This is a genomic window from Flavobacterium degerlachei (assembly GCF_900106645.1).
Lineage (GTDB): Bacteria > Bacteroidota > Bacteroidia > Flavobacteriales > Flavobacteriaceae > Flavobacterium > Flavobacterium degerlachei.
In genome coordinates, this window is record NZ_FNMV01000006.1 from 61,170 (window position 1) to 77,149 (window position 15,980).

At 33.6% G+C, this 15,980-nt stretch carries 11 protein-coding genes and 1 riboswitch; of the genes, 3 read left to right on the forward strand and 8 right to left on the reverse strand.

What is annotated here, in order from left to right:
• Window positions 1–30: 30 nt before the first annotated feature.
• The 3 genes from thrA to BLV91_RS07450 all read right to left on the reverse strand — a co-directional run bounded on the left by thrA (window position 31) and on the right by BLV91_RS07450 (window position 4,578).
• Window positions 31–3,417, reverse strand: a complete 3,387-nt coding sequence (gene thrA / locus BLV91_RS07440) for a bifunctional aspartate kinase/homoserine dehydrogenase I (RefSeq protein WP_091431361.1) — start codon at window positions 3,415–3,417, stop codon at window positions 31–33.
• 80 nt (window positions 3,418–3,497) lie between these two features.
• A riboswitch (SAM riboswitch) is annotated at window positions 3,498–3,606 on the reverse strand.
• 254 nt (window positions 3,607–3,860) lie between these two features.
• Window positions 3,861–4,058, reverse strand: a complete 198-nt coding sequence (locus BLV91_RS07445; RefSeq protein WP_091431363.1) for a hypothetical protein — start codon at window positions 4,056–4,058, stop codon at window positions 3,861–3,863.
• A 217-nt stretch (window positions 4,059–4,275) separates the two neighbouring features.
• Window positions 4,276–4,578 carry a hypothetical protein gene (locus BLV91_RS07450; protein ID WP_091431365.1) on the reverse strand — a complete coding sequence of 101 codons (303 nt, stop codon included), beginning with the start codon at window positions 4,576–4,578 and terminating at the stop codon, window positions 4,276–4,278.
• A 664-nt stretch (window positions 4,579–5,242) separates the two neighbouring features.
• On the opposite strand from BLV91_RS07450, the gene metK reads away from it, so the two are divergent.
• Window positions 5,243–6,493 carry a methionine adenosyltransferase gene (gene metK / locus BLV91_RS07455; protein WP_091431367.1) on the forward strand — a complete coding sequence of 417 codons (1,251 nt, stop codon included), beginning with the start codon at window positions 5,243–5,245 and terminating at the stop codon, window positions 6,491–6,493.
• Between the two features lie 141 nt (window positions 6,494–6,634).
• On the opposite strand, the gene BLV91_RS07460 is transcribed toward metK, so the two are convergent.
• Window positions 6,635–9,322: a TonB-dependent receptor gene (locus BLV91_RS07460; protein ID WP_091431370.1), complete on the reverse strand. Its 2,688-nt coding sequence runs from the start codon at window positions 9,320–9,322 to the stop codon at window positions 6,635–6,637.
• 51 nt (window positions 9,323–9,373) lie between these two features.
• The gene (locus BLV91_RS07465) at window positions 9,374–10,264 is read right to left on the reverse strand and encodes a GLPGLI family protein (RefSeq protein ID WP_091431372.1); all 891 of its coding nucleotides are present in this window, start codon (window positions 10,262–10,264) and stop codon (window positions 9,374–9,376) included.
• A 332-nt stretch (window positions 10,265–10,596) separates the two neighbouring features.
• Here BLV91_RS07465 and BLV91_RS07470 point away from each other — a divergent pair, with 332 nt between their 5' ends.
• Window positions 10,597–11,394 (forward strand): hypothetical protein, encoded by a 798-nt coding sequence (locus BLV91_RS07470; protein WP_091431375.1) that lies wholly within the window; start codon window positions 10,597–10,599, stop codon window positions 11,392–11,394.
• Entirely contained in the window at window positions 11,394–12,008 is a 615-nt protein-coding gene (locus BLV91_RS07475) for a deoxynucleoside kinase (RefSeq protein WP_091431377.1), read from the forward strand. The genes BLV91_RS07470 and BLV91_RS07475 overlap by 1 nt, the downstream gene beginning before the upstream one ends.
• A gap of 101 nt (window positions 12,009–12,109) precedes the next feature.
• Here BLV91_RS07475 and BLV91_RS07480 read toward each other — a convergent pair whose 3' ends face one another.
• From BLV91_RS07480 to BLV91_RS07490, 3 genes are all read right to left on the reverse strand, one after another.
• A complete protein-coding gene (locus BLV91_RS07480; RefSeq protein ID WP_091431379.1) occupies window positions 12,110–14,593 on the reverse strand; it encodes a sodium-translocating pyrophosphatase in 2,484 nt (827 codons plus the stop codon).
• Window positions 14,594–14,715: 122 nt separating this feature from the next.
• Entirely contained in the window at window positions 14,716–15,246 is a 531-nt protein-coding gene (locus tag BLV91_RS07485; protein ID WP_091431381.1) for an inorganic diphosphatase, read from the reverse strand.
• Between the two features lie 109 nt (window positions 15,247–15,355).
• Entirely contained in the window at window positions 15,356–15,958 is a 603-nt protein-coding gene (locus BLV91_RS07490) for a DNA-3-methyladenine glycosylase family protein (RefSeq protein ID WP_091431384.1), read from the reverse strand.
• Window positions 15,959–15,980 lie beyond the last annotated feature (22 nt).

A 15,980-nucleotide genomic window follows, 5' to 3' on the forward strand; every position in this document is an offset into this window, starting at 1 on the left:
ACTCAAAACTGAACACTGCTAACTTAAAAGCTACCCTTTATCCGATAATCTCAAGATATCTCCAAAAACTCCTCTTGCAGTAACTGCTGAACCGGCTCCTGCTCCTTGAATTACAATTGGACGATCTCCGTAAGATTCTGTGTAAATTTCGAAGAAAGAATCGGAACCTTTCAGTCCTCCCAAAGCAGTATCCGAAGGTACGGAAACTAATTTTACTTCCAAAATCCCTTTGTCATGTTGTAAATCTCCTGACAATTCGCCAATGTATCTCAAAACGTGATTTGGTTTTTGCTCGCTTTTTATTTTATCATAAATTGGGTCAAACTCTTTCAACTTCGTCAAGAAATCAGCAGCATCTCCTTCACGTAAGTGTTCTGGAATTAAATTTTGAATATCAATTTCTTCAAATTCGTTTTGCAAGTCTAATTCTCTAGCCAGAATCAATAATTTTCTCCCAATATCATTTCCACATAAATCCTCTCTTGGATCTGGTTCTGTGAATCCGCTGTCAATTGCTTCTTTTAATATTTCGCTAAAAGGAACATCCTTAGCTGAGAAATTATTGAACAAATAACTCAAGGATCCTGAGAAAACACCTTTAATTTTAGTGATGTTTTCGCCTGAAAGATGCAATAATTTTATTGTGTCAATCAATGGTAACCCAGCACCAACATTAGTTTCGTATAAATAATTCTTCTGATTATCAGCTAGTGATTTACGTAGCTTTTTATAAAAACCATAACTCAGAGTATTAGCTACTTTATTTGAAGAAATTAAATCAAAACTACTTTCAACTAACGGAATATAATTCTCTACAAAGTCAGCGCTCGCTGTGTTATCAATTGCAATTAAGTTTTCTAGATGATTCGCTTCTGCAAAAGCAATAATATCGCTTAATGTATATGATGAACCGTTAGTTTGAATTTCATTCTTCCAATTAGCCGAAACTCCGTTTTTATTCAACAGCACATTTCTAGAATTGGCAATAGCAAAAACATTCAACTTAACATCTTTTCTTTTTTCAATTGCTTCCGCAGATTCTAAAATTTGATTGATTAAGGTTCCTCCTACTAATCCATGTCCAAAAATGGCAATATTGATTTTCTTGGCTACGCCAAAAATCTCTCCGTGAATTACATTTAAGGCTTTGTTTAGTTCTGATTTCTTAACTACTAAACTCACATTCTTACCCGTAACGGTATTATTGAACAAAATAGGAACAATTTTGTTTTTTATCAAAGCCGTATAAGGCTTGTGAAACGTACTTAAATCCTGACCAATAATCGAAATTACTGATACGTTGTCGACAACTGTAATCTTGTTGACATCCTTAGAATAGAAATCATTTTCAAATTCTTTTTCTAATTCGATCATAGCTTTTGTTGCTTTATCAGCAGCAACCACAAGTCCAATTCCTCTTTCTGAAGAACCTTGAGAAATGATACTCACACTAATATCATTATCTCCCATTACTCTAAAAATACGGGCATCAACACCCGTTTTTCCTAATAGTCCTCTTCCTTCTAAGTTTACCAAAGACACATTCTCTAAAACAGAAAGTGTTTTAATTCCCACCGCATTTGAGTTTGAAGTGATTAACGTTCCGTTATTTTCGTGATTGAAAGTATTTAAAATACGAAGAGGAATATTTTTCTCTAATAATGGAATAATCGTTTTTGCATGCAAAATATTAGCACCAAAATTAGCCATCTCATTTGCCTCGTTATACGATAACGATTCAATCTTTTTGGCATCTAAAACCAGTTCTGGATTAGCAGTATAAATTCCATCAACATGAGTAAAGTTTTGTAATTCTTCAGCATTGATATAATTAGCTACTAAGGATGCTGTATAATTACTTCCGTTTCTACCCAAAGTAGTGGTTTCGTGTTTTGCATTCGAACCAATAAATCCAGTAATCACTAGAATTGAATCTTTATTCTCTTTAAAAATTTGTATGATATTTTTCTTAGAAACTGCATCTAATGGTTGTGCATCCCCAAAATTGGAGTCGGTTATAATCAGTTCTCTAGTGTCAGCTAATTTTGCAGGAATTCCTCTTTCATTCAACAAAAACACCAATAATTTAGCTGCAAGCACTTCGCCATGTGCTAAAATTTGGTCTTGAATCTTTGGACTATAATCGCCAATCAGGCTAACACCTTCAAAAAGCTTATCTAATTTATCAAATTCAGTTGAAAAATCAACCGCATCAAAACCATCTTTTTGATAGGTTTTAAAACTTTCTAGTAAAGGCTTATAATTTCCGTTTTTGGCTGCAATAGTCAAAATATCTTCCAGCTCGTCTGTTGCATTTCCTCTTGCCGAAACTACGATAGCTATTTTTTCTTGTTGCTTTATTTTATCCTCAATGATATCCAAAACTTTATTGATACCATCACCGTTAGCTAAAGATTTCCCTCCAAATTTTACTATTTTCATCTGTTTTTTATTTTTAAAAACAACTTCTAATAAATTGTCTAGTTGTTCATATTCCATCAAGAAAGCATCGTGCCCATGTTGTGAGTCAATCTCACTATAGAATACATTATTTTTAAATTTTTTAATCTCGTTGTACGTATCTCTATTCTCCTTTGCTGTAAAGAACAAATCCGAATTGATTCCTACGATGTATATGTTGGCGTCCACTCTAGAAATAACAGTCTCTAAAGACTCATGATTCCTAGTGATATCAATCGTTTTTAACAATTGGTTCATCATTTTATATGCTGAAAGCTGAAACCTTTTTTCTAGTTTTTCTCCATGGTAATTCAACCAACTTTCTACTTTGAACGTTTCTAGTTGTTCATTAAGATTTCTATTAAATTTTTCTTTAAAAGATTCAGGCGTTCGGTAGCACAACATAGCGTGAATACGCGCGTCTTCAATAGGTTTTTTAGAATTATTAAGGATTTGCTCTTGCAAATAACAATTAGCAATCAACCAGTCAGTAGCTTTCCAATCAGTAGCTATGGGGATAAAATTTTGAGCCAATTTAGGCTCCAAGGCCAAAATTTCCCATGCAATTCCACCACCCACAGAACCTCCGATGAGAGCGAATAAATTATCAATCTTTAAAACGCGAAGCCCTTCGATGAAAATTCTAGCGATATCTCTTGCTATAAAATCTCTGTAATTTTCGATAGTAGCTGAATTGAAACCATTACCTGGTACGTCAAAAGAGACAATGGTATATTTTTTTGTATCTATGGTTTTATCTACTCCCACGATATCATTCCACCAACCTGATTCACCAATTACTTGTGAGTTTCCGGTCAAGGCATGATTAATTAAGATAATGGGAGCGGTATGCAAAGGAGCACCAAAAACTTGAAAACTTAAGTTTAGGCTAGCATAAAAAGCACCATTATGTGTGGTGAAATTTTGTAGGGTAATATGTGTTGGTTTATTTTCCAATTTCAAATCTTTTATTGATTTTGATTTGTATTTGGAAATATTAGAAAGAAAAAACTAGGTAAATACTAGAGAAATTCTTGTTGTTATCTTTCCACTTTTGGGAGTGGTAGAATGCAGCACCTTCTTCGATTTCTCGAAGGGTTGCTAAGGCTTCATCGGGTCTAATCCCTCGTCCTTTCTTTATAACATTTCAATACGTTTGTGAACTTAATACGGCAAATTAACTACTATTTTTCTAAACAACCAAATATTAATACGATTTGATTTTTGTTTTTACGAAAAACACATTTCGAGTAAGCATAAAAAAATAATACCCCAAAACAATTTCGTTTTCAGGGTATTATTGTGAAACTTCAGATATTTTACTATTGTTATCTTCCATATAAAAATAATTAATTTTATTTCGTTTGCCAAATAATGTTTTTAAATAATATCCAAGTGAATTAGATAAAAAGAATCTCATTTTCTTGAGAATACATTTGAATCAATAACGGATTTGAGGCTTTTTTGGATTTAAAGCTAGGACTTAATTTTACTTCAAATCTTGGACTAACCAATTCATTGCTGACTTTGTTGTCGTTAGTACTTCTTTGCCTGAATAGAAGATTGGGGATGATTTGCATTTTTTTTGGTGTTTTCATGATAATTGTTTTTTTTAGTTGTTTGTTTTATAATGAATTACATCTCTAAATCTCAGTAAAAAAGAACTAAAAGCACCTACAATCAAATTTATTGCCAATAATTAAATTATCAAAAAAAATAAATATCAAATTTGTTTGGTCTTGTTCCTGAACTATGATTTTTTTAATCTATATCCGCACCTATAAGGACGTGAAATAGTTAGTCTCTGTTGCTCTACTAAAAGCAAGTCTTAACTATTTTCATGTTTATCTTAACCACTTTTTGAATTTGTTTTTTTGTTAAACAATTATTGCTATGGGCTTTAATTATTCGTTCTTTTAGAACTTCCCATCTAGCTCTCATATATGGATATTGAGATAGTGATACCTTATCCCCATTTTTAGAATTCTCATAATGTTTTTTATATTCCTTAAAATAATTCTTGTAATCAGTAAGACATTTATCCCATTTATTACTTTTTCCTTTGCTGTTTTTTTTACTGGTGTTTTCCAATACAAAAACGTTTTCGATTGCTTTCATAATTACATTATTTTTAGTTAAACAATTATTTTAACGATTCGGACACTACTACTTGTAAAAAAATTAATCTTAAAAAACTATTTTTTCATTGTTAATTTCTTTGTTCAACAAATTTAACGAAACATAGGTCTATGAATAAAAGATACTCGACTAACTAACACAATATCAGTTATAAAGCGTTTTTTAAGAGATTTATTTAAGAAAAAAGTCATAAATAACATTATTATTTAAAAAAATGGAATCCTACAATACCTGATTTGGCAAAAAACTTGTTTGATAAAAGTTTTAAATACAAATCAAGCTTAAAAGCAATAGCACTTCTTTATTAGAAATTACAATACAAGAATAAAGCATAAACTTTACGAGCATACAGAAAGCATTAAGAAGCTAAACTAATCCGTACTACCCTTTTTCCACAATTATAAGTACTAGCCAACATTGCTCAAAAAAAAAAAGACAAGATTAATTTGCAATTCAAAATCGTTTCATACCTTTGCACGCGAATACAAGAGGAAAAATTTGAACTGATTGCAACCTCTTCATAATGAACTAAATTCATTATGGATGCTGAATATTTTCAGTAGAAAAAATGCTAAAGCAGAAACTCTCCTTTAGTATTTCCAGCAATTATTTTTTCTCACCTAATTTTAAATTTATATTTATTATGGCATATTTATTTACGTCAGAATCTGTGAGTGAAGGACATCCGGACAAAATTGCAGATCAAATTTCAGATGCATTAATTGATAACTTTTTGGCTTTTGATGCCAATTCAAAGGTTGCTTGTGAAACTTTAGTAACTACAGGTCAAGTAATTCTGGCTGGTGAAGTAAAATCGAATACGTACTTAGATGTACAACATATCGCTCGTGAAGTAATCAGAAAAATAGGTTATACAAAAAGCGAATACATGTTTGAAGCCAATTCTTGTGGTATTCTTTCGGCAATTCATGAACAATCAGAAGACATTAACCAAGGTGTTGACCGTTCTAGCCCAGAAGAGCAAGGAGCCGGTGACCAAGGAATGATGTTTGGTTATGCAACTAATGAGACTGAAAATTACATGCCACTGGCACTTGATTTATCTCATAAATTATTGCAAGAACTAGCTATTCTTAGACGTGAGAATAATGAAATTACTTATTTACGTCCTGATGCAAAATCTCAGGTAACATTAGAATATAGTGATGATAACAAACCTACACGTATAGATGCAATTGTAATTTCGACACAACATGATGATTTTGATGAAGAGCCAGCTATGCTTGCTAAAATCAAAAAAGACATTGTTGAAATTTTGATTCCGAGAATCATTGCAAAAAACCCAGCTAGCGCTCATTTATTCAATGATAAAATCAAATATCACATTAACCCAACTGGGAAATTTGTAATTGGTGGACCTCACGGAGATACTGGATTAACAGGTAGAAAAATCATTGTGGATACTTACGGTGGAAAAGGTGCTCATGGTGGTGGTGCTTTCTCTGGTAAAGATCCAAGTAAAGTTGATAGAAGTGCTGCTTATGCTACACGTCATATCGCTAAAAACCTTGTTGCTGCAGGAGTTGCTGAGGAAATATTAGTTCAGGTTTCTTACGCTATTGGTGTAGCGAAACCAATGGGAATCTTTATTGATACTTACGGGACTTCAAAAGTAAACTTGACTAATGGTGAAATTGCTAAAAAAGTAGAAGCTATCTTTGATATGCGTCCTTACTTTATCGAACAACGTTTAAAATTGAGAAACCCTATCTATAGCGAAACTGCTGCTTACGGGCACATGGGACGTACTCCAGAAACGGTTACAAAAACTTTCTCTGCTCCAGGTGGAAACGAAAAAACAGTTACTGTAGAATTGTTTACATGGGAGAAATTAGATTTCGTTGAGCAAGTTAAAACTGCTTTTGGATTGTAATAATCAAACGAGAGTTTACCAACATAAAAAAAACCTGACTATTGATTTAGTCAGGTTTTTTTGGTTTTAGCCCCGATGGTAACGGCATCCTTTTACTGGCTTCTTTAGCCAGCAAAAGATAGAGTGTACAGCGGGAAATAGCTACAAATTATATTTCAAACTAAAAATAACATATCGAGGCTGAACCGTATACTGTGAAGTTCTTGTAGAAAACTGAGAGAAATTATCATCGTTTAATGTCTGCGTATTTAGGATATTAGTTGCCGCAATTTTATATTCCCACTTGCTGTCTTTCTTTTGATAAATCAAACTAGAGCTCAAAAAATCATATTCGTTTTCAACCGTTTTCGCTTTGTTATAATAATGATAAAATTCATATTCAGTCACAAAAGAGAAACTCTTCAAGAAGTAATAATCCAGCTTAGCAAAAGGTTTCTCAGTTGTAAAAGTCGTACCGTTATATTTATTGGCAACCATATTATATCCCAGCTCTATATTAGGCATATTCTTATAATTCGTGGATGCTTTCAAGGTGTAACTTTGAGTATAACTATCAGTAGTTGCTTGCAGGTTATTTTGAATATTATTGAACTTTGACCAATTCAAACTCACATTTGCAGAGGCTTTATAATTCTTTAAAAAAGAACGACCATAAGTTCCCATTCCAGAAAGTGTTTCATCAGCAAGATTAGAATTATAAGGTGTTGTGGACTGATTAATACCAATGAAATTAGCCCTTGATTTTACCGCATCTAATTTTTTAGTGTAAGTAGCATTAGCAAAAATATTTTCGAAGTGGAACATATTGTACTTGAAATAACGCAATGAATGTACTTGCGAAGTCGAATTCTCCAAGTCTCTATTCCCTCTAAACAAGCTATTATAATTTGAAAAAACGTACCCTTCGGCCAATTTATTTATATCTGTAAAATCATTCGACAGGGAGAAGTTATAAGTCAAAGATTCGGCTTTTTTAATTTGGTACAAAGCAAAAACATCTGGTAAAACTCTATAAAACGATTGATTAGATCCAGTTCCTAGCTGTCCGTTATTCATATCATAATAATGCAAACTAACTCCAGGAGTGAAAGTAAATTTTCCAGATAGCATCTTGTAATGCAGACCTAAGAACACATCGTTGAAATCATAGGTTACCTGATTATTGTTTTGCGCACTATTCAAATCATTTGTAGTTCCATTATCTAAAATCTGAAAGATATTAGAATTGAAATTTTGATGCGAATACGTATTTCCTAAGGTCACATTGATGTTACTTTTAGGGGTCAACATATAGTAATAATCTAACTTGGCGTCTAATTTATTTGTCTTGACAAAACGGTTCTGATTCAGATCATTTCTATCTTGTCCCGAAACATAATCTGTTAGATTAAAAGGTTGCGTTTGCAAATTAGCATTGTAAAATGGGTTTTCATCCTGATACAAATGTTGCATTTCGAATGCAAAAATGTTTTTATCATTCTTAGTATAATACAAACTCAAATTCTGATTTACAGAAGTAGGATCTTGGTTTTTATCGGTGAAAATAGATTCAGAAGTAGAGGTGCTATTAACAATCGATTCTCTAAATAAATTACTTATTTCATCTTGTTTTGTCAACTTGGCCAATACATCATAATCAACCTGCAGCTTTGAATTGGGCTTGTAGCTCGAGCTTAATTTAAATAAGCCCAAATTATTTTTTTGACGGGTGACTTCTTCACTTTTTTGCTGATCACCAGATTCTAATATGGTTGATTGAGACTTTGTTTCGAGTTCTGTATCAGAAGTTGAAAGGATTGCAAAACCACTCAGAGTCCAATCTTTAGTTACGTTATAAGAAAAGTTTCCTGCTCCAAATTTAGTTTCGATATCCTTTGCTCTATTGTTTCGCAATACCGAAATTCCCAAATCGTTAGAAGAAACATTAAAGTTGCTTCCACCCTTTTTCATCATGCTTCTAAACCCACCAGTAAACTTAAAATAATCCTGTGCAGTTAGCGGCAATTCCCCAATATTATTGAAGTTAGTTATCAGATTCACACTGTATTTTGGACTATAATAAAATAATTTAGGATTTACGATGTACCTGTCCCAGTCTTTATCAACTCCAATTCCAGCTGTTATATCTCCAAACCAAAAATTCTTCTTTCCTGATTTTAACTTGATATTCATCGCTACATTGTCTTGGTTATTCTCTACTCCTTTCAGAGCGCCAATTTCACTATAGTTTCGCAATACCTGCACTTTATCAATCGCATCAGCTGGAATATTTTTTACTCCAAGTTTTGTGTCTCCATCAAAAAAGTCCTTTCCGTCTACCATTAATTTAGTGACCTTTTTCCCCTCTACCTCAACTTCCCCATCAGCATTCACTTCTACTCCAGGCAATTTTTTAAGAATATCTTCCAACTTACGTTCTGTACCAGATTTGAAAGAGTCCGCATTATAAACTATAGTATCGCCTTTGATAGAAACTGGCATTTCACGCACAATTTCAACACCATTTAACTCAATTCCACCTTCTTGAAGGACTATTGATTTAATTATATTTTCTGAATTGGTAATAATTTCCAGCTCTTTATTCTGCATTCCTAGGTAACTCACTTTAATACTATAAGGAGTATTTGCTTTTAAGTTGAGTACAAATTTCCCTTTATCGTTTGTGATAGCATAGGAGTCCATTGCTTTTGTGTCCACATTTACAGCCATCACATTGGCCATTTCAAGAACAGTAGATTTAGAATCCGTAATTACTCCCTCTAATTTTATAGATTGGGAATAAGACAATGAACAAATTAATAGAAAAGCAGCAAGTACTATTTTTTTCATATAGATAGAATTGGATATAAACATTTTTTAAGACAACAACTTACCTCAGGATTAATGTCCCATTCTCATACGGCCTCCACCATTTCCACCACGTCCCTGATTCATTTCCTGCATTTCCTGCATCTTTTTCAAAACTGTTTCATCATATTCATTTTGAGAAATCACTTTTCCTTTTGAGGGCGCTTTAATATCTGCTTTAGCTTTGGGATTCAGTACCACTTTAGAGCACAATACAACAGTTTTACCGTCATTTATCTCTAATATCAAACCTGGTAATCCCCAGTATTTATCAGGACCTTGGTTTACCGGAATTTCTGGCGTGTACCAAGCAGTCACTATAGATTCTTTTGGCATCTCTAGCTCACTCAAAAAATTAGTTTTCTTTTCCTTGTCTTCTGCTTTCACTTCTTCCTTTTCTTCTCTTTTAGGTCTAAAGTTTCTAAAATCAGGCTTGCTTACAGGAAGAACTGCTGTTGCTTTAAAACAGTTATATCCACCAATTACTCGGGTTTCGCCTTCCATTTTCCATTGTAGATTTGGCAACGAATCTTTTACTAAAAATTCTTTTCCCATAAATTCCTTGTCAACCGTATATGCTTTCTCTTTTACATTTTTGTAATAAGTACCACCACCACCCATCATAGAGCTCATCATTCTCATTCCACCACCACCCTGTCCAGGTGACTCTAACTTTTCTTCCTCTTTATAAATAGATGCCGATTTATCGAAATTCAGGATAAATGTTTTTTCAAACATGGATTTCATTCTGTCCTCCATCATTTTCTTCATGTCTGGAGTCATGTCTTTATTTCCGTCCATTCTAGTTTTAAAATCGGCAGTACTAGTTTTAGACTCATACACAGCCATTCCTTGAAATTCTTGGGCATGAAGCCCCAAATACGAAACAGCTGCAAATACTAGGGCAAAAATGGTTTTATTCATAATAATTTTGGTTTAAATTTCAGAAAATCAGTTGGACAACTAAAACGTTTTAATGTTACAAGTCCTTTGATAAATAATTAAGTTTAGACATTAGAATTCACAAAAGGTTTAATCACAAACCTGCTTTCCATGAAAATAGTTTTCATTGGTTAACAAACTATTTTATGTTGTGACAATCAAAAATATACAAAAACACTTACAGCAATAATTAAAATATACTAGCTCCCTAAACGAATAGACAGATTGCGTTTATTTTATGACAAGTCTATAAGCTTAATTTGAAATTAAAATTTTTAAGTATATTAAACCTATTTTTGTAATTTAGTACGTTCATGAAAAAGCTCCATCTATATCTATTATTTTTAATATTCCCGTTTCATTGTATAATTTCTCAACAGCAAAAAGTTCAGGTAACTCCTGTTTCAATTCAAAAAATTGATGCTGATATTTTCGAAGGGTATGATGGTCTGGGAAATAGTTATTATATCAAAAACAATATCTTTTTTAAGAAAGACGAAAACAATATATGGCAATATAAAAACGTTACTTTAGGCAAAATCACAAAAGTCGACCTACAAAATCCTCTGAAAATTGTCTTGTTTTACGAAAACTTCAATTCGGTTGTCCTACTTGACAATCAATTGAATGAAGTACAGAAAATAAATTTTTCTAAAAATCCTATCCCACTTGTTGTCACAGCAACGGGAATATCTTCTCAAAATCAACTGTGGGTCTATGATAGTTTGAATCAACAAATTGGCCTTTTTGATTATTTAAAAAATAATTACAAAGCCGTATCAACCTCTTTCCCAGAAAGCATAAAAATGTATCAATCAGATTTCAATACTTTCTACTGGATTGACAACAACAACAATTGGTTCTCTTGCGATATTTTTGGAAAAATTACAACTAAGGGAAAGATTGCCGACTTTGATTTTATAGAAATCATTAATGATCAGCAATTTATCTACTCTAAAAATAACGTTTTGATTTTTGAAGATCTTAAAAAAAAGGGAAAGTATAAAATTGAAATTTCAGAAAAAACGTTTCAAAAATTCTATTACAAAGACCAAATTTTATCTATTTTTACATCGAAGGGAATTATAAATTATAAAATCACAACACCGTAATGCACATAGCAGTAGCAGGAAATATCGGATCAGGAAAAACAACTCTAACACGTTTATTAGCCAAACACTTTAAGTGGGAACCTCATTTTGAAGATGTAGTTGACAACCCTTATTTAGATGATTTTTATCATCAAATGGAACGTTGGTCCTTTAATTTACAGATTTATTTCTTGAACAGTCGTTTTCGCCAAGTGATGCAAATTCGCGAAAGCGGTAAGAAAATCATCCAAGACAGAACCATTTACGAAGATGCCCATATATTCGCTCCCAATCTTTATTCTATGGGACTGATGACAAATCGTGATTTTCAGAATTATTCAAGCCTTTTTGAATTGATGGAATCAACAGTTAAAGCACCTGATTTATTAATTTATTTAAGAAGCTCAATTCCCAATTTAGTTGGACAAATTCACAAACGTGGACGTGAGTATGAATCCACAATTTCTATTGATTATTTAAGTCGCTTGAACGAAAGATATGAAGCTTGGGTACACACTTACGATAGAGGAAAATTACTTATCATAGATGTAGACAACATCAATTTTGTTGATAAACCCGAAGATTTAGGGAATATCATTAACAGAATAGATGCAGAGATCAACGGATTGTTTTAATCCACACCCTAGAAACCAGAACTAGATTAAAATTATTTTATAAAACTAAAAATACCTCGCAATCGCGAGGCATTTTTCATATAAACTATTATCATTAAAAATTATTTCAGAGCATCAATTTTTGCCTGAACCTCAGCATCGGTTCCTTCAAAAATTTGCGTTTCTACTTTTCCATCTATGTTTGTTGTGACAGAAGCGGTAACAACACCGTTTTCTGAAGATTTTTCAATAGTTACCTCTTTAGAAACTTCATGCATCATCTTATCTCCATGCATTGTCTTATTTCCGTACATCATATGCTCGCAGGCAGCATTAGTACATCCCTTCGCTATACATTCTTCTTTAGACATGGAAGTACATGCTCCAGTTGTTGTACAACAAGTTGCTTGGTTTTGAGAAATAGTATGACTACCACTTCCTAAAATAGGTGCCATAACTAATCCTATCAAACAAGTCAATTTAATTAAAATATTCATAGATGGTCCAGAAGTATCTTTGAAAGGATCTCCAACAGTATCTCCAGTTACCGCTGCTTTGTGAGCTTCAGAACCTTTGTACGTCATTTCTCCATTAATTAAAACTCCAGCTTCAAATGATTTTTTAGCATTATCCCAAGCACCACCAGCATTGTTTTGAAAAACAGCCCATAGTACACCAGAAACCGTAACACCAGCCATATAACCACCAAGCATCTCTGCAATTAATTGATTATTATCTCCATATACTAATTTTCCTAGCAAAACAATTGCAATTGGAAAACCAATGGTCAAAACTCCTGGCAACATCATTTCGCGTAAAGCGGCCTTGGTAGAAATATCAACACATTTTGCATATTCAGGTTTTCCAGTTCCTTCCATAATCCCTGGAATTTCCTTAAACTGACGTCGCACCTCATACACCATGTCCATAGCAGCTTTTCCAACAGAATTCATCGCCAAAGCAGAGAATACTACCGGTATCATTCCACCCACAAAAAGCATCGCTAAAACTGGTGCTTTGAATATATTGATTCCGTCAATTCCTGTAAAAGTCACATAAGCAGCAAATAAAGCCAAGGATGTCAATGCAGCTGAAGCAATCGCAAAACCTTTTCCAGTTGCAGCTGTTGTGTTTCCTACAGCATCTAAAATATCAGTTCTTGTACGTACTTCTTTAGGCAATTCGCTCATTTCAGCAATTCCACCAGCGTTATCAGCAATAGGTCCGAAAGCATCAATTGCCAATTGCATTGCGGTTGTAGCCATCATAGCCGAAGCTGCTAAAGCCACACCATAAAACCCTGCAAGTGCATACGAGGTCCAAATAGCAGCCGCAAATAATAAAACGGTGGGAAAAGTAGAAATCATTCCTGTTGCTAAACCAGCAATTACATTTGTCCCTGCCCCAGTACTTGATTTTTGTACGATTGCCATAACTGGTTTTGTTCCCAAACCAGTATAGTATTCAGTAACTGATGAAATAACAGCGCCAACGACTAGTCCTACGATAGTCGCATAGAAAACCCTCATTGATGAAATATCCTGCATTCCTTCGCCAAAGAATTCCATTTTCATAGTTGCAGGCAACATATATTGAACTAAAAAGAAACAAGCAATTGCAGTTAAAACAATTGAAACCCAGTTTCCTATATTTAATGCTTTTTGTACTTGTTGTTCTTTTGCATTGGGATCTGTAATTTTAACCAATAAGGTTCCAATGATCGAAAATAAAATCCCAAAACCAGCAATTGCCATAGGTAATAAAATAGGTCCTATTCCGCCAAAAGCGTCTTGTATACTTCCGCCCATATCTTTAATTACATAGTTCCCGAGAACCATGGCCGCCAAAACGGTTGCAACATAAGAGCCAAATAAATCAGCACCCATTCCCGCAACGTCACCAACATTATCTCCAACATTATCAGCGATTGTAGCAGGATTACGCGGGTCATCTTCTGGAATTCCAGCTTCGACTTTACCCACTAAATCAGCTCCTACATCAGCCGCTTTTGTATAAATTCCACCACCAACTCTAGCAAACAAAGCAATCGATTCCGCTCCAAGAGAGAAACCCGTCAATGTTTCTAAAACGATAGTCATGTCTTCATTAGTAGTCCAAGCGCCATTCATGAAAAAATGATAGAAGAAAATAAAGAAAGAGGTCAAGCCTAAAACGGCCAAACCCGCAACACCAAGTCCCATTACAGTTCCACCACCAAAAGATACATTTAGTGCTTGTGGCAAACTCGTACGAGCGGCTTGTGTTGTTCTAACATTTGTTTTTGTAGCAATTCTCATTCCCATATTTCCAGCCAAAGCTGAAAAAAATGCACCAACGACAAAAGCAACAACAATAAATAAATGGGTTGAAGTACCCGGTATAAATGTAATTGCGGCCAAAACAAAACTAGCGGCAATTACGAAAAAAGTCAATAACCTATATTCTGCTTTAAGGAATGCAAGAGCTCCTTCATAGATATAATCTGAAATCTCTTTCATCTTCCCGTCCCCAGGATCTTGTTTCAATACCCAAGTTCTCTTAACCGACATAAATATAAGTCCTATAATCGCCATAATAATTGGCAGATAAATCATAATTGTATTCATAGATTTGGTTTTTTGGTTTATGGTTAATTAGTTAATATTTAAACAGTAACGAAACGAATTTAAACAAAAAAGCAATACTCTTGGTAGAATATTGCTTTTTTTATAAAATATGTAGAGAAAAATTACTTAATGCTAAATAATCCTTCTGGCTTGTTTTCTATCGCGTCAAAACGTTCAGTACATTTTTTTATGATGTCGTAAGCTTCGCTTACATCACCCCATCCACCTACATCAACTGTTTTGTTTTCAAGATCTTTATACACTTGGAAGAAATGCTCGATTTCTTTTAGTAAATGTGGATTCATGTCAGACAAGTCGTTTAATGAATTCCAAATTGGATCAGAAACTGGTACACAAATTACTTTTTCATCTGGTCCTTTATCATCTGCCATATGGAAAACACCGATAGGCTTCACTTCCATTACACATCCAGGAAAAGTTGGTTCGTTTACTAAAACTAATACATCTAATGGATCTCCATCAAGTGCTAATGTTTCAGGAATAAATCCGTAATCAGCAGGATACATCATTGAAGAGAATAACATTCTATCAAAACGCATTCTTTTTATTTCGAAATCGTATTCGTATTTATTTCTACTTCCTCTTGGGATTTCGATTAATACATCGAAGGTAGTTAATTTGTCTGCAGTCATTTATTTATGTCTTAAATTCTATTTTTCGATTGCAAAAGTAGTCTAAAAACCTATTTATTACAAGTATAATTCATCTTAAAACACAAGAAAACATAAGGTTTACTATTTATTAATACAAAACCTTCCTTCCTCTTTTCTCAAGATAATAATGCCATAACAGAAATGTGGCCATTGAACGATGAGGACTCCAGTGCAAAGAATGATTTTTCATATCTTCCTTACTGTCAATATGAAGCAACTCTTTCATCGTATTAACTACTGCAATATCACCTAAGGGCAACAAATCTGGCTCTTGAAGACAAAACATCAAATAAATATCAATCGTCCAGTTCCCTATGCCTTTTATTTTTATGAGCTCTTCACGAGCTTCGCTAGCCGATTTTGTTCTCAAAGACCCTAAGTCAATATCATTATTTAATACTGCCGATGACAATGCTTTGATATAGGATGTTTTTTGTCGGCTTACGCCAAGTCCTCTATATCCTTCCTCCGATAAAGCAAAAAGTGCTTTGGGCTGGAAGCTTACCTCTTTTGCTTTTAATTTCAAAAAAGTAGCTTTAGCTGAGTCTATCGATACTTGTTGTTCTAGGATCAACAATACCAGAGTCTCAAAACCTTCAGCTCTTTTAGGGATTTTTGGAATCCCGTATTTTTCAATGATCATTTTAAAAATGACATCCTGTTTAGAAAGGTAATCTATAGCTTTTTGCATAAACTAAGTTTTTTAGCCCAGA

Bases quoted from the DNA above. Each gene is read 5' to 3' on its own strand.
- BLV91_RS07445 (WP_091431363.1), bottom strand. From the start codon at position 4,058: ATGAAAACACCAAAAAAAATGCAAATCATCCCCAATCTTCTATTCAGG.
- BLV91_RS07450 (WP_091431365.1), bottom strand. From the start codon at position 4,578: ATGAAAGCAATCGAAAACGTTTTTGTATTGGAAAACACCAGTAAAAAA.
- metK (WP_091431367.1), top strand. From the start codon at position 5,243: ATGGCATATTTATTTACGTCAGAATCTGTGAGTGAAGGACATCCGGAC.
- BLV91_RS07460 (WP_091431370.1), bottom strand. From the start codon at position 9,322: ATGAAAAAAATAGTACTTGCTGCTTTTCTATTAATTTGTTCATTGTCT.
- BLV91_RS07465 (WP_091431372.1), bottom strand. From the start codon at position 10,264: ATGAATAAAACCATTTTTGCCCTAGTATTTGCAGCTGTTTCGTATTTG.
- BLV91_RS07470 (WP_091431375.1), top strand. From the start codon at position 10,597: ATGAAAAAGCTCCATCTATATCTATTATTTTTAATATTCCCGTTTCAT.
- BLV91_RS07475 (WP_091431377.1), top strand. From the start codon at position 11,394: ATGCACATAGCAGTAGCAGGAAATATCGGATCAGGAAAAACAACTCTA.
- BLV91_RS07480 (WP_091431379.1), bottom strand. From the start codon at position 14,593: ATGAATACAATTATGATTTATCTGCCAATTATTATGGCGATTATAGGA.
- BLV91_RS07485 (WP_091431381.1), bottom strand. From the start codon at position 15,246: ATGACTGCAGACAAATTAACTACCTTCGATGTATTAATCGAAATCCCA.
- BLV91_RS07490 (WP_091431384.1), bottom strand. From the start codon at position 15,958: ATGCAAAAAGCTATAGATTACCTTTCTAAACAGGATGTCATTTTTAAA.